This is a genomic window from Gemmatimonadota bacterium, assembly GCA_026706345.1.
GTDB lineage: Bacteria > JAAXHH01 > JAAXHH01 > JAAXHH01 > JAAXHH01 > JAAXHH01.
Map to the genome: position 1 here is coordinate 16,194 of JAPOYX010000265.1, position 14,524 is coordinate 30,717.

Consider the following 14,524-nt stretch of genomic DNA (forward strand, 5'->3'; position numbering starts at 1 on the left):
GCCTGTGATTCCTGGCCGTCTATGACAAGAACACGTATCGTGCGATAAAGACAAGGGCCAACACATCGACGAGCGGATGCACTTCGCCTCCCCTGCCGCTCAGTCGCTTGATGATCGGATAGGCGACGAAGCCAACGGCCAGGCCGTCGGCGATGCTGAAAGTCAACGGGATCGCGATGAGCGTCAGGAAGACGGGGACCGCCTCCGAGGCGTCGCTCCATTTGACCTGCGCGGCCGAGGCCATCATCAGCACGCCCGTTACGACCAGGGCGGGCGCGGTGGCGAAAACCGGTATCGATTCCACGAGGGGCGTCAGAAACAGCGCGCCGAGGAACAGGACGGCGACGATCAGGCTGGCGAATCCCGACCGCGCCCCGGACGAGATCCCCGTGGCGCTCTCGATGTAGGTCGTCACGGTCGATGATCCCAGGACGCTGCCGAAAACCGTCCCGCAGGAATCCGCGAGAAGCGCACGGTTGGCCCGGGGCAGCCGGCCCTGGGCGTCCAGGTATCCCGAACGCTCCGAAAGTCCGACCAGCGTGCCCATGGTATCGAACAGGTCCACGAAAAGAAAGGCGAAAACGAGATGCAGCATGGCCGAGTCCAGCATCAAAGGCAGGTTAACGACGGCTTCGCCGAACAGGTTCGCGGGCCAGACGGGAAGGCTGACGACGCCGGCCGGCCACGGCGCCACACCGGCGATCATGGCCAGCAGCGCGACCCCCGCAACGCCCAGCAGGATCGCCCCGCGGACACCCCGCGCAAGCATCACGCCGGTGCCCAGCAATCCGGCGAGTGTCAGTCCCACCGTCCAGGAGCGTACCTCACCCAGGCCGACCAGCGTGGCGGGATTGTCCACGATGATGCCCGCGTTCCCGAGCCCGATAAAGGCGATGAACAGTCCGATGCCCGCGGCCGTCGCACGTTTCAGCGGTTCCGGAACGGCCGTAATGATCGCTTCACGCACCCGCAGCACCGTCATTAAAAGAAACAGGAGTCCCGAGGCCAGCACAACGGCGAGGGCAAGACGCCAGTCCACGCCCATCCCCTGCACGATCGTATACGTAAAAAAGGCGTTGAGGCCCATGCCGGGCGCCAGGGCAAAGGGGTAGTTCGCCAGGAGCGCCATCAGCAACGTGCCGGCCGCCGCGGACGCGCACGTCGCGAAGAGCAGTTCCCCGAACAGCGCCTCGCCCATCGCTTCCGAAAGAACGCCCGGGTTCACGACCACGATGTAGGCCATCGTCATGAACGTGGTCAGGCCGCCGGTCACCTCCGCGCGCCAGTTCGTGTTGAGTTCGTCAAATCTGAAGTAGGACGCGATCCGGTTCATGGGCAGGTCTCACGGTCTCCGAAATCACCTTCGGTTCTTCCGAAATCGTGACATCCGGGTCAGGCGGACGCCCCGTTCGCGTTCGCGTCGCACAGGCGCGCACGTGGATGAACGGAAAGCGACAGGCCGTCCCGTTGTCCCTTCCCGAAACGATAGGCCCCGGCCGCCGCGATCATGGCGCCGTTGTCCGTACACAGGATGGGCGGAGGATAGATCACCCGGATTCCCCGCTCGGCGCCCTTTTCGGTCATCCGCTCGCGCAGGCGGCTGTTGCAGGCCACCCCGCCCGTGATCAATATGGTATCGGCGCCCACGGCCAGGGCGGCGGCGGCGGACTTGTCGACCAGGACGTCCACGACGGCTTCCTGGAAGGCCGCGGCGATATGCGTCTGGTCGCGGTCTATTTCGTCTTCTGATCGTTTCGACAGGTACATGCGCACCGCGTTCTTGAGGCCGCTGAAGCTGAACTCGAACCCCTGCGGGTCCAGGTATGTCCGGGGAAAATCCAGGAACCCGGGATCGCCGTTCCGCGACAGCCGATCGATGACCGGGCCGCCGGGATACCCGATCCTCATCAGCCTGGCGACCTTGTCGAAGGCCTCGCCGGCCGCGTCATCGCGGGTATTGCCCAGAATACGGTACCGGCCCCAGCGCTCGACGTGCACAAGCTGGGTATGGCCGCCGGAAACGACGAGCGCGATGAAAGGCGGGTCAAGACCGGTGTCCGCCAGGCGGCCGGCGAACACGTGGCCTTCGATGTGGTTCACGCCGACCAACGGTTTGTCGAGGGCCAGCGCAATGGATTTGACGGTAGACAGTCCGATCAGCAGGCATCCCGAGAGGCCGGGGCCATAAGTCACGGCCAGAGCGTCCAGGTCGTCCGGATCGCAGGAAGCCTGTTGCAGGGCGGATTCGATGGCGGGCAGCAGCAGGGTCAGGTGCGCCCGGGAGGCCAGTTCGGGTACGACGCCTCCATATTCCTGGTGTATGCCCTGCGAGGAGATAACGTTGGACAGGACGGTCGTCTCATCGCGCACGACGGCGGCCGCGGTTTCGTCACAGGAAGTATCGATACCGAGGATGAGCACGGCACCCCCATCTGCTTACTTGTGAGACTGCGTCATGGGCCTTCCGTAACTGATATCGCCGTTGTCGATGCGAATGTTGAAACCGCATTCCGGATTGGAACACGCCCAGGCCTTGTACTCGATCGTCGCGCCGTCCCGGCCATAGTCGGAGAGCGGAATCAACACGCCCACCTTGCATTTCTGACACAACGGAAAAGTCAGGTCCATCACGAATGCATCTCCCGTCCAGGGGTTGACTCGATGAAACGAAGGCCCATCTACTGCGTTTGGTTTTCAGATTATGATGCAACACCGGCGGCATTGTCAATGATTATACCACGTATCGTGCCGCGCTGGCCACGCGGACCGCGAGAAGACGCGGCGCCGAGGGCAGGGCGTGCCCGGGCGGGATACCCGGGCGGCCTGCGGCCGGGTTACGGCGAAGGGTGTTTATGATCCGGTGTGGATGTCAGTGGATGATCTTCGAGGCGAGTTGAGTAAACAGCGCGGGTACACTGTAACCGGTAACCGGAGCATCCGATTACGGATCGCTTTTTCTCAAACGGAACCTGGTATGGTCGCCGCGGAGTTCGAGCAACGAGCCGCCCCCGTTGATCGTGCCGGTTATGATGCCTTCGTCGCGCCGGAAAACCCGGGTCGAAATCTCGAAATCGGAGTCCAGGTCGCTCTGGTGGCTGACGTCGGAGTAGAGGTCGAGTCCCTGATAGCGAGGCAGGTACAACTCCGTCAGACCCTGGTGCGCGCGTATCCGCGTGTCGCCGCTGAGTCGAATCGCTTCCATGCGCACGTCCGCGTGTCTCGCGTCCAGTTCGACGGCGCCTTCCAGCTCCGTCAGCCGAAGCGTGCCGTGATCCATGTCGAGACGCGTCAGACCCGTCCAGTCCGTGCCCGTTACCGTGCTGTAATGCGCGTGAATGCGAATCGCGCCTTCCACGTGCTGGATCCTCGTATCCGTATGGCGAACCTCCAGGGCCAGATTGATACGGCGCGGCATTCGTATTTCGTAGTGGACGTAGGGGATATGCCGGATACTGATGAACCATCGTTTGTAATCGGGAATATCATCGTAGTCGGACCGTATCCGCAACGATCGTCCGGATCCCTCCACGTCGATTCTCAGCGCCGTTATGATCTTACTCGCGTAGTCGGGGTTGATATCGAAGGGGGACTCGATACGGGCGACGATTTCCACCTCGTTACGGTCCCATGACGACAGTTCAAGGCTGCCCCTGCCGGTTTCTATGTCCAGGTGGCCGCCGGGTTCGAACGCGACCGTTTTAGCGTAATGCCTGACCTCTGCGAAGGCGTCCCGGTGAAATCCCGTCAGGTCGCCGGGCAGCAGGGCGAGCACAATGGCAACGGCAAGGACTCTGCACGCGTGGGTAAACATAAGGCACCTCCCATCCGGTGAACTTAAGGTCTTTGCGATGGACCCCGCGGAACGAAGGATGCGAGGTCATCGCGTCTACCACTTTAGACCCTGTATGGGAGGCATATGTTACCGCAAAAAAGATAAGGAAACGGCGCATGCGATCCGCTCGACCGGGCCGGGAGCCGGTCTCAGCGTCTGAGGAGGTTCCGCAGGACGAACCATACGTTTTCCCTGCGTTCCCGGAGCCGCCGGTAGAAGTAGGGCATCCACTCCGTGCCGAAGGGCACGTAGATCCGCATCCGGTAACCCTGTCTGCGCATCTCCCGCTGGTACCGGGGCCGCAATCCGTACAGCATCTGGAACTCGAAGCCGTCCCTTGGAACCTCCAGACGCTCGGCATACCGCGCGACGCCCTTGATGAGGTAATCGTCGTGGGTCGCGAAAGCGGGATAGTGGCCGTCCCGCAGGAGCTGTTCCGCTATCGAAAGAAACGCGCCGCGTATGTTGGGCATCCGCTGCAGGGCCAGGTCGGAGGGCTCCCGGTAGGACCCCTTGCACAGCCGCACGCGGGCGCCGATCTTGTTGAGCACGAAGATGTCGTGGGGACTGCGGAGCAGCATGGCCTGGATCACCACGCCGGCGTTCCTATGGCTTTCGTACAGGTTGTAGAAGATGTCGAGGGTCTGCTGCGTATAGGGCGACCCTTCCATGTCCAGCCGGATGAAGATGTCCCGCTCCTTCGCGGCTTCCAGGATCCGGCACAGGTTGTCTACGCAGTATGCCTCGTCTATATCCAGCCCGAGGTGGGTGAGTTTGACGGAGATATTGGCCTTGAGCGCGCCGTCACGGATCAGGTCCAGCACGACGAGATACTGCCGGACCGCGTGCTCGGCCCCGGCCCGATCCCGGGTTCCTTCGCCGAGCATGTTCAACGTGACGTCGAGTCCCGCGCCGTTCAACTCCCGGACGACTTCGACCGCGGCTTCGAGAGATTCCCCCGCGACGAATCTCCTGGCGAGGAAAAAGAACCGGCTCATTTCGCCTCCGGCACGCCGTGCGGCGGACAGGTTACGCCACGAAGGGATTGCGCCCGAATCCGGGACGGCGCCCATAGGTCCATGCCACCCGGCTCATGTCCTCGTTTGACATCCGCCAGTCCATGAGTCTCACGCGAAGGTCCTGGACTGTCCCGGCATAGCGTGGATCACCGGCTACGTTCCGAAGCTCTCCGGGATCCGCTTCCAGGTCGAACAGCACGTCCGGCATGCCGTTGAAATGCCAGTACTTGAACCGGTCGTCCCGTACCATCCAGCCCCGGCACCTCTCCGGCGGGATGCCGAGTTTCTTCGGCGTCCAGTAGAATCGGAAATCCCAGTCGGCGTAGACTTCCGTGCGCCAGTCGCCCGGCCGTTCCCCCCGCAGGAGAGGAACGAGGGACCGGCCCTGCAGGAACGCCGACGTGTCCGGTCCGCCTGGTCCGCCTGGCCCGCCCGGTTCGCACAGTCCGCACACGTCCATACAGGTGGGAAGGACGTCGAGGGATTCGACGAAATCGTCCATCGCCATGCCGCGCGTTCCATCCGCGCAGGACCGGGGATCGCGGACGATGAAGGGCACGTTGTACGCCTCGTCGTAGAAGAGTTCCTTTTCGAACATCCAGTGGTCGCCCACATATTCCCCGTGGTCGGACGTAAAGATGATCAGCGTATTCTCCCAGAGCCCGCGGTCCTTCATGAAGCGGAACAGCCTTCCCAGGTGGTCGTCGATCTCCGTGATCAACCCGTAGTACGTGGCCCTCCGCCGGCGCCAGACCGCCTCGTCGTCATACGCCACGCCCCCGCGTTCTATGCGGAAGGGGACATGGAAGGGATGGGGCCGCGCCAGTTCTTCCGGGGACCGGTTCGGTGCGGGGGAATCGGCGGGATCGTATAGTTCGTTGTACGGATAGGGCGCCACGATGGGCAAATGGGGCTTGAAATAGGAGAGGTGGAGGAACCAGGGCGACCCGGGAGATCCGGGCGATCCGCCGGCGTCCTTCATGAAGGCCATGGCGCGGTCCGTCATGAACGCGGTATCGCTGTCCTCCCGCCTGAACCGCGTGGGGTAGGCGGAGTGATCGCCGTCGGCGCCGGCGGGCATTTCCACGGCGAACGGGTCGCGCAGGACTTCATCGGGATATCCCCTGGCTGCGAGATGCGCAAGCCACCCCTCCCCCCTGCTTTCATTCAGTTCCCAGGATTCCAGGCCGGCCAGGGCCGCGCGCCGGAACCCCTGTTCAGGCTGCGCCTCCGGTTCGCCAAGGGGATCGGGGGTGTAGTGCGTCTTGCCGCACAGGGCCGCCCGGTAACCCCCGTCCGCGAAGTAATGCCCCATCGTCTTCTCGTCCGCGGGCAGGGGGACCTCGTTCCAGGGCGACCGGTTGGCGTGGGGGTATCGCCCCGTGTAGAAGCACATGCGGCTCGGACCGCAGACTGCCGACTGTACGTAGGCCCGCCGGAACAGGACGCCGTCGCCGGCAAGTTCATCCAGGTGGGGCGTCCTGACCACGGGATGGCCGGCGCAGGACATGCAGTCCGCCCGCATCTGGTCGGTCATGATGAAGAGTACGTTCAGTCGATTGCCGGGCATGGAGTTTCTCCGCGTGCCGCGGGGTGCGGGCGCGGCGGTCCTGCCGCCGAAGCCCGGTTTGCGCGTCCTGTCCTGCAGTCGGTAATATGCAGCCGCGCACGCGTTATGGCAAAAGCATATTCGGCGCCCCGCGGACTCCTGCGGCGGGTGCCGCGGACCGGTGCATCCGTTTCTGGGAATACGCGACAGGTTTTGTGAATACGGACTTCCATGAAGATGTATGAAGTAACGCCCGAAGACGAAAGACCCCGGGCTGTAGCTCGACACGAAAAAAACGCAACTATTCGCGCGGGTCTCAAGTCATAGAAGCAACAAGTTTCAAGAGCGTTTCCCGACGGGCAGGAAGACAGCAGGAGGCAGCACATTGCTCAGGACAAGACTGATTCGGTGGATCACGGTCCTTTCGATCGCATCCTTACTCGCACCGGCGGAATCGGCGGCGCGCGAACCGGCGCCGGAAAAACGGGTTTACAACACACGGCATATCGTGTCGCAGCCCCCTGACATCGACGGGAAGGGCGATGATCCGGCCTGGGACGACGTGGAATGGTCCGGTGATTTTACCCAGCTGGATCCCGACGACGGCGGGGAACCCTCGCAGCAGACGGCTTTCAAGATCCTTTTTGACGATCACAACCTCTACGTGCTGATCCGTGCCTATGATACCAAACCGGACCGGATCACCAGCCGCGTAACCCGGCGGGACGACTGGGACAACGACTGGGTGGAGATCCATTTCGACAGCTACCACGACAAGCGCACGGCGTTTTCCTTTACGCTGACCGCCTCCGGCGGCCGGGGCGACGAAGCCATATCGAACGACGGCAACGACTGGGACGCCAGCTGGGACCCCGTATGGTTCGGCGCGTCCACCATCGACGAAGAGGGGTGGCTTGCCGAGATGCGCATACCCCTGAGCCAGCTGCGGTTCTCCGGCGAGGAGGGACAGGTATGGGGCCTGCAGGTACAAAGAAGGCTGTACCGCCGCGAGGAGCGTTCCGGCTGGCAGCACATCCATCGGAATTCGCCGGGCTGGGTCAGTCTGTTCGGAGAACTGCGCGGACTGGAAGGAATCGAGTCTTCCCACCGGATCGAGGTATTGCCCTATGTGGTGGGTGACCTCAACCGGTTCCAGGCCGAAGCGCGGAATCCCTTCCGCGACGGACAAAGCGCTGCCGGACGCATCGGATTGGACGGCAAGATCGGCCTCGCCGGCAACCTGACCATGGATCTGGCCGTGAACCCCGACTTCGGCCAGGTCGAGGCGGACCCTTCGCGGGTGAACCTGTCGGCCTTCGAGCTGTTCTTCGAGGAACGGCGGCCCCTTTTCGTCGAAGGGAAGAACATCACCGAGTTCGGCGTCGGCGGCGGCGGTCCCTTCCGGAACGACCAGTTGTTCTACTCGCGGCGTATCGGCCGGTCTCCCCAGCGGAATCCTGATCTGTCAGACGGCCAGACCATGGATATGCCGCGGAATACGCCCATACTCGCCGCCGCGAAGATCACCGGAAAGACGCCCGGCGGCCTGTCCATCGGCATCGTGGAAGCGGTCACCGCGGAAGCCTCCGCCCGGATAGACACGGAGGGCGCGCGGAGTGAAGAGTCCGTGGAACCGCTGACCAACTATCTGGTCGCACGCCTCCAGCAGGACTTCAACGACGGGGGCACGTCGCTGGGTACGATGCTCACGGCGACCAACCGGAACAACAACAAGGCCCACTTCGATTTCCTCAACCGGGCGGCCTACACGGGCGGGATCGATTTCCGCCACCAGTGGAGCGACCGGACCTACTGGCTCAACGCGAGCCTGTCGTTCAGCCATATCCGGGGCGAACCGGAAGCCATTACCCGTGTGCAGCGCAACTCCGCGCGGTACTACCAGCGTCCCGACGCCTCCTACGTAGCCCTCGATTCCACGCTGACCGCCCTGAGCGGCCATGGCGGCAGCTTCGGCATAGGCCGTTCGGGAAACAGCCCGTGGAACATGGGGATCTCCGGAACCTGGCGCTCTCCGGGCCTCGAACTGAACGACGTGGGTTTCCTGCGCCAGGCCGACGTATTCATGCAGAACAGCTGGTTCGGTTACCGGTCGGAAAAACCGAACCGGATCTTCCGCGCGTACAATGTGTTCCTGAACCAGTGGCAGGGATTCACCTTCGGCCGGGGCCGGAAATTCCTGGGCGGCAACATCAACGGGGGCGGTCAGTTCAACAACTACTGGTGGGTGTGGCTTAACGTGAACTCGGAGATCGAAGGCTTGTCCACCACCGCCCTGCGCGGCGGGCCGTCCCTGAAAACACCGGGTAACGTGGAATTCAACTTCGACGTGGACACCGATGGGCGCAAGCCGATCAGTTTCGGCGTTGGAGGCGGCCACAACCGGCGCCGCGATGACGCGGGACGCTCGAGCTGGATGTACCTGTCCATGCGGTACCGGCCGAGTAACGCCATGAACATCCGCATCAATCCGTTTTTCGACACCAACTGGAACGAGTTGCAGTACGTGTCCGATGAATCGTTCGGCGACGCGGACAGATACCTGCTGGGCCGCGTCGACCAGAAGACGCTGGGGATCGGCATCCGGCTCAACTACAGCATCACCAACAACATGTCCATCCAGTACTACGGCCAGCCTTTCGTATCGGCCGGCCGCTACGCCCGGTTCAAGCGTATAACCGACGCGCGGGCCGACCGGTATGGAGACCGGTTCGCAATGCTTTCGGACGAGCAGTTGAACTACGACGATTCGGACGGAGTTTACCGCGTGGATGAGAACCTGGACGGGCAGACCGACTACACCTTCGACGATCCCGACTTCAATTTCCGCCAGTTCCGTTCCAATCTGGTTTTGCGGTGGGAGTATACGCCGGGCTCGACGCTGTACCTCGTGTGGCAGCAGCAGCGCAGCCGCTCGGGCGGCACGGGCGAATTCTCCGCCGGGCAGGACCTGAACGACCTGTTCGACACCTATCCCTCGAACATCTTCCTGCTGAAATTCAACTACTGGTTCTCGGTCTAGGGCCGGGAAGCGGCGCGGAAGCGGACCGGGAAGCGGCTCAAGCCTGGCCGGTCCAGGGCCGCCGATGGCGCGAAGCCAGGCGGGGCGATATGGACTAGGCGGGTGAGGGCCGCAGCTTGTTCACCATTTCCAGCATGGCGGTCATGTAGCCAATGGCGTAGGCGCGGCCCCGGTGGTTCCAGTCGGTGTCGTCGACGAAATGGGGGACATGGTCGGTGATCATGAACCCGGTGAACCCGACCTCCTTCAGCGTTCGCATGACCTCGTAGGGGTCGACGTTGCCCTCGTTGATGAAGCACTCGTTGAAACAGGGCACGTTCCCCTGCACGTCGCGGAAATGGACGTAGATAATTCTGCCGGCTTCGCCGAAGTGCCGCACGGCCTTGATCACGTAGTCGTGACCCCCCATCTCAGACCAGCATCCCATGCAGAAATCCAGGCCGTGGTACGGACTGTCGAAGGTGTCCATGGCCCGCTTGAAGCCCTCGAAGCTGCTGAAGATCCGCGCCACGCCGCCCAGCATGGGGATGGGCGGGTCGTCGGGGTGCAGCGCGAGCTTGACGTTGCTCTCCTCGGCGACCGGCAGGATCCGCGTCATGTAGTAGTGGTAGTTGTCCCACATCTCGTCTGCCGTGAAGATCCTGCCGTGGGTGGGTTCCGCGTCCCGGTGGGCCTCGAAATCGAACCTTGTGGCCGTGGCCCCGCCGCGGAGTACGGCGGGATCGGGCGTCCGCCAGACGGAACTGGGGATCCAGTGGTACCCCAGGATGGGAATGCCGGCCCGACCCATGTTCCGGATCGTGTACTTCATGTTCTCGATCTGCTCGTCGCGGCCCGACAGCCCCAGCATGGCCTTGTCGTAGAAGGGGATGGGCACGTTCTCCAGGGCCATCAGGCGCAGTTCGGCGTTGTCGGCCCGCTGCTTAAGGTCGACCAGGTCCTCCAGCTCCCAACGCTTCTCGCCCGGCAGTTTCGGGGTGTTCATGAGGAAGTCGTCGGCGCCGAGCTGCTTGATGTAGGCGAGTTTCTCGTCGGTGAGGACGTTGAACTGCCCGAGGCCGATGCGCATTTCCAGGGTCATATCAGTCCTTTCCTTCCGCGGAATCGCCTGAAGGGGCGTCTGGTTCCGGACCATTCGGGATCGCCGGGCGGTCCGTCTGCCCGGGCGCTTCCGGCTGATCCTGCTTCCTGGACAGCTTCACGCCCTTGAGCGCCTTGGGCGCCAGGCGGATGCCCTTGGCCCGGTTCCCACGCACCGGATAGCTGGAAAGGTCGAATTCCTCCTCGAAGACCCGCATGCGCGGCGTGGGTTTGTAAGTGACGGTCGCCATGACATCGGGATCCGTGGTCAACTGGAGGATACGGCAACCCTCGGGCACGAGTTCGTATCCCCTGTTCAGGATGAACTTCTCCAGCTTGCAGCGCTTGACAAAGGGGTGGCCGTTCCGGTCCCTGTAGATCATTGTGAATACCAGGTCGGGATCTACAAACCCGCAGTGCAGCATGCCCTTGTCCACGAAGAGCCGTTCGATTTCATCGTGGAGGGCGTAGGCGCCTGTCTTGCGGATCACCAGCACCCGGTCGTACGGGGATACATCGAAGAGGGTATCGCCGCTGCTGAGATCGTACCCGAGGTACCCGGTGTTCCGGTCGTACTTGAGCGCGAGATTTCGCTGCGCCGCCTCCCGGGCATCGACCCGCTTGAAGGAGGTGATGGTCGTCCTGCGCTGAAAAGCCTCGCGATACTGCCCGATGAGTCCTTCCAGGAGCGTGATCGCGCAGGCCGAAAGATTGCCCAGGTGATCCCTGATCTCGCGCAAGCGGTTCCGAATGCCCTTCATCTCCTCGTTGGCGCGGTTGATATCGTACAGGGAGATCCGGCGGATCGGCACCTTGAGCAGGGTATCGATATCCTCGGACGTCAGTTCCTTCACCTTTGATTCGAAGGGTTCGAACCCCTCCCGGATCGCTTCGTGGATCTTCTCCTGCTCCCGGACTTCCTCGATGCGCTTGTAGATCCGTTCCTTGATGAAGAGTTGCTCCAGCGTTTTCGCCCGCAGCTTCGCGTGCAGCTGCTTCCGTTCGATCTTGAGTTCCGCTTCGAGGACTTCCAGGAGCCGCTGCGTGTTGTGCCTGAGCACGTCGGTAACGGGCAGTATGCACGGGTGGCCCGCCCGGATTACCAGCACGTTCGTGGAGATGGAAGACTCGCAGTCGGTGAAGGCGTAAAGGGCGTCCACGGTTTCGTCTGAATGCACGCCCCGGGCCAGCCGGATTTCTATCTCCACCTCGTCCGCCGTGAAGTCGGAGATGCCGGCGATCTTCAACTTGTTCTTCTTCGCCGCCGCCTCGATGGAAGCGATCAGGCTTTCGGTGGTCGAACCGAAGGGCAGCTGACGGATGACGATGCGCTTGGGGTCCCTTACGTCCAGGTGGGCGCGGACCATCACCTTACCGTTGCCGTCGTTATATTCCGAGACGTCCACCAGGCCCCCGGTGGGGAAATCGGGCAGGACCTCGAAAGCCTCGTCCCTGAGGCAGGCGATCTGGGCCTCCATGAGCTCGATGAGATTGTGGGGCAGGATCCGGGTCGCCATGCTCGAGGCGATGCCCTCGGCGCCCAGGGCGAGGAGCACGGGAATCTTCGCGGGAAAGGCCACCGGCTCCCGGTTGCGGCCGTCGTAGGAATCCACGTATTCGGTGATTTCCGGATCGTGCAGCACCTCCCTGGCAAGCTGCGTCAGCCGGCATTCGATGTACCGGGCCGCGGAGGCGGGGTCGCCGGTCAGGATGGAACCGAAATTGCCCTGCTTCTCGATGAACATGTCCTTGTTGGACAGGTTGACCAGCGAGCCGAAGATGGACTGGTCCCCGTGGGGATGGTACCGCATGGTCTGGCCGACCACGTTGGCTACCTTGTGGTACTTCCCGTCATCCATCTCGAAGAGGGTATGGAGAATACGCCGCTGCACCGGCTTGAGACCGTCGTCGATCTCCGGTATCGCGCGGTCCTTGATGAAATAGGAGGCGTACTTCAGGTAGTAGTCGTCGAAGAGGGTATCGGCGTAAGCCATGGATATCCTATACTTCGTCCAGCAGGTTTTCCACGATGTATTCCCTGCGCTCGGGCGTGTTCTTGCCCATGTAGAAATTCAGGGTGTCCGGTATGCTGTGGATGGAACGGACGTTGACCTTCACGAGCCGCATGTCGGCACCGATGAACTGGCCGAATTCGCCGGGCGAGATCTCTCCCAGCCCCTTGAACCGGGTCACTTCCGCGCCCCGTATCCGGCCTAAGGCCGCGTTGCGTTCTTTCTCGCTGTAGCAGTACACGGTTTCCTTCGTGTTGCGTACCCGGAAGAGGGGCGTTTCCAGGATGTGGACGTGGCCCGCGAGCACCATCTCCTCGAAGTAGCCGAGGAAGAAGGTCATCAGAAGGTTTCGGATGTGATAGCCGTCGTAATCGGCGTCCGTCGCGATGATCACTTTGTTGAACCGCAGGTTCGACATCCCCTCCTCGATGCCGAGGGCCATCATGAGGTTGTAAAGCTCCTCGTTCTTGTAGATGGCCGCCCGCGTGCGGGAAAAGACGTTCAACGGCACGCCCTTCAGCCCGAAGATCGCCTGGGTCAGCGGGTCCCGGGCCGATACCATGGAACCGGCGGCAGAGGGCCCCTCGGTGATGAATATGGAGGAATCCTCTCCGTACTTCGCGTGATCGAAGTGGTACTTGCAGTCCTTGAAATTGGGGATCTTGATGGCGATGCGCCGGGCCGCCTCGCGGGCTTCCTTCTTGACCGCGTTCAGTTCCTTCCGCAGGCGCTCGTTCTGCGTGATCTTCTCCTGGATCCGCTGGGCGGACTCCTGGTTCTTGTGCAGAAAGTCCACCACGGCGCTCCGGACCTCCGAAACGAGCCAGCCCCGGATCTCGGTATTGCCCAGCTTGTTCTTGGTCTGGGACTCGAAGACCGGTTCCTTCAGCTTGATGGCGATGGCGCCCGCGATGGACTCGCGGACATCCACCCCCCCGTAGCTCTTCTTGAAGTACTCGTTGACGCCCTTGAGGATGCCTTCGCGGAAGGCGCTCTGGTGGGATCCTCCGTCCGCAGTGTACTGGCCGTTCACGAAGGAGAAGAGCGTCTCGCCGTAATTGGTGGTGTGCGTGAAGGAGAACTCGATGTACTGGCTCTTGTGATAAGAGGGCTCGTAGAGGACATTCTTCCCCACCTCGGCCTTCAGGAAATCCAGCAGTCCGTACCGGGAAACGAAGCGCTTCTTATTGTAGATCATGCGGAGGCCGCTGTTCAGGCAGGCGTAGTTCCACATGCGGCGGTCGACATAGTCCGGCTGAAAGGCGTATTCCCCGAAGATCTCCTCGTCGGGCAGGAATTCGACATAGGTGCCGTCCGGCTCATCCGTATCGCCTTCGTGCTGGCCGAGAAGCTGTCCCCTCTCGTATACCGCCTCCGCGAACCGTCCGTCCCGGTACGCCACGGCGCGGAAATCGACGGAGAGGGCGTTGACCGCCTTGGCGCCGACGCCGTTCAGTCCGACGCTGAACTGAAAGACCTCGTCATTGTACTTGGCGCCCGTGTTGATGATCGAGGTACACTCCACGACCTTGCCGAGGGGAATCCCGCGGCCGAAGTCGCGGACGCGGACCCGGTTGTCCTCGATGGTCACGTCGATCTTTCGGCCGTGGCCCATGATGAATTCGTCCACGGCATTGTCGATGACCTCCTTCAGCAGGACGTAGATGCCGTCTTCCGGATCGCTGCCGTTTCCGAGCCGGCCGATATACATGCCGGTCCGGAGCCGGATATGCTCCAGCGACGAGAGGGTCTTGACCTTGCTTTCGTCGTAGACGGCGGCGTCCGCCGCCGACGACGATCCGTTGCCTTCAACCGGCCGTGCGCCGTTTTCCGATTCGACCGCCCTTCCGTTGGTCGCGGCGCCGCTGTCGCGCGAGCCGTTCCCGTTTCCGGAACCGCCCCTCGACGCGTCATCACGCGACGTAAGCAGGTCGAGCTGGGTGTGCAGGTTCTCTCCGTTTCCCGAACCGTTCTGGGTCGCCATAGGTCCTT

Annotated in this window: 10 protein-coding genes; 1 reads left to right on the top strand and 9 read right to left on the bottom strand. The window is 62.4% G+C overall.

Annotation, left to right across the window (positions count from 1 at the left end):
* Positions 1–19: 19 nt before the first annotated feature.
* From OXG98_18280 to OXG98_18305, 6 genes are all read right to left on the bottom strand, one after another.
* Positions 20–1,333 (bottom strand): NCS2 family permease, encoded by a 1,314-nt coding sequence (locus OXG98_18280; protein ID MCY3773958.1) that lies wholly within the window; start codon positions 1,331–1,333, stop codon positions 20–22.
* 59 nt (positions 1,334–1,392) lie between these two features.
* Positions 1,393–2,421, bottom strand: a complete 1,029-nt coding sequence (gene tsaD, locus OXG98_18285) for a tRNA (adenosine(37)-N6)-threonylcarbamoyltransferase complex transferase subunit TsaD (protein MCY3773959.1) — start codon at positions 2,419–2,421, stop codon at positions 1,393–1,395.
* A gap of 15 nt (positions 2,422–2,436) precedes the next feature.
* On the bottom strand, positions 2,437–2,628 hold the full coding sequence (locus OXG98_18290) for a hypothetical protein (GenBank protein ID MCY3773960.1): 192 nt from the start codon (positions 2,626–2,628) through the stop codon (positions 2,437–2,439).
* Positions 2,629–2,941: 313 nt separating this feature from the next.
* Positions 2,942–3,811 carry a hypothetical protein gene (locus tag OXG98_18295; GenBank protein ID MCY3773961.1) on the bottom strand — a complete coding sequence of 290 codons (870 nt, stop codon included), beginning with the start codon at positions 3,809–3,811 and terminating at the stop codon, positions 2,942–2,944.
* Between the two features lie 170 nt (positions 3,812–3,981).
* Entirely contained in the window at positions 3,982–4,830 is an 849-nt protein-coding gene (locus OXG98_18300) for a proline dehydrogenase family protein (protein MCY3773962.1), read from the bottom strand.
* Between the two features lie 31 nt (positions 4,831–4,861).
* A complete protein-coding gene (locus OXG98_18305; GenBank protein MCY3773963.1) occupies positions 4,862–6,421 on the bottom strand; it encodes a sulfatase-like hydrolase/transferase in 1,560 nt (519 codons plus the stop codon).
* 364 nt (positions 6,422–6,785) lie between these two features.
* On the opposite strand from OXG98_18305, the gene OXG98_18310 reads away from it, so the two are divergent.
* On the top strand, positions 6,786–9,440 hold the full coding sequence (locus tag OXG98_18310; protein ID MCY3773964.1) for a DUF5916 domain-containing protein: 2,655 nt from the start codon (positions 6,786–6,788) through the stop codon (positions 9,438–9,440).
* A gap of 94 nt (positions 9,441–9,534) precedes the next feature.
* Here the strand turns inward: OXG98_18310 and OXG98_18315 are convergent, their stop codons facing one another.
* From OXG98_18315 to OXG98_18325, 3 genes are read right to left on the bottom strand one after another with little or no spacing between them, the layout of a single operon-like run.
* Positions 9,535–10,521, bottom strand: a complete 987-nt coding sequence (locus OXG98_18315) for a mannonate dehydratase (GenBank protein MCY3773965.1) — start codon at positions 10,519–10,521, stop codon at positions 9,535–9,537.
* Between the two features lies 1 nt (position 10,522).
* The gene (locus OXG98_18320; protein MCY3773966.1) at positions 10,523–12,514 is read right to left on the bottom strand and encodes a DNA topoisomerase IV subunit A; all 1,992 of its coding nucleotides are present in this window, start codon (positions 12,512–12,514) and stop codon (positions 10,523–10,525) included.
* 7 nt (positions 12,515–12,521) lie between these two features.
* A complete protein-coding gene (locus OXG98_18325) occupies positions 12,522–14,243 on the bottom strand; it encodes a toprim domain-containing protein (GenBank protein MCY3773967.1) in 1,722 nt (573 codons plus the stop codon).
* Between the last annotated feature and the right edge of the window lie 281 nt (positions 14,244–14,524).

Bases quoted from the DNA above. Each gene is read 5' to 3' on its own strand.
- OXG98_18280 (MCY3773958.1), bottom strand. From the start codon at position 1,333: ATGAACCGGATCGCGTCCTACTTCAGATTTGACGAACTCAACACGAAC.
- OXG98_18290 (MCY3773960.1), bottom strand. From the start codon at position 2,628: ATGGACCTGACTTTTCCGTTGTGTCAGAAATGCAAGGTGGGCGTGTTG.
- OXG98_18295 (MCY3773961.1), bottom strand. From the start codon at position 3,811: ATGTTTACCCACGCGTGCAGAGTCCTTGCCGTTGCCATTGTGCTCGCC.
- OXG98_18300 (MCY3773962.1), bottom strand. From the start codon at position 4,830: ATGAGCCGGTTCTTTTTCCTCGCCAGGAGATTCGTCGCGGGGGAATCT.
- OXG98_18305 (MCY3773963.1), bottom strand. From the start codon at position 6,421: ATGCCCGGCAATCGACTGAACGTACTCTTCATCATGACCGACCAGATG.
- OXG98_18315 (MCY3773965.1), bottom strand. From the start codon at position 10,521: ATGACCCTGGAAATGCGCATCGGCCTCGGGCAGTTCAACGTCCTCACC.
- OXG98_18320 (MCY3773966.1), bottom strand. From the start codon at position 12,514: ATGGCTTACGCCGATACCCTCTTCGACGACTACTACCTGAAGTACGCC.
- OXG98_18325 (MCY3773967.1), bottom strand. From the start codon at position 14,243: ATGTATATCGGCCGGCTCGGAAACGGCAGCGATCCGGAAGACGGCATC.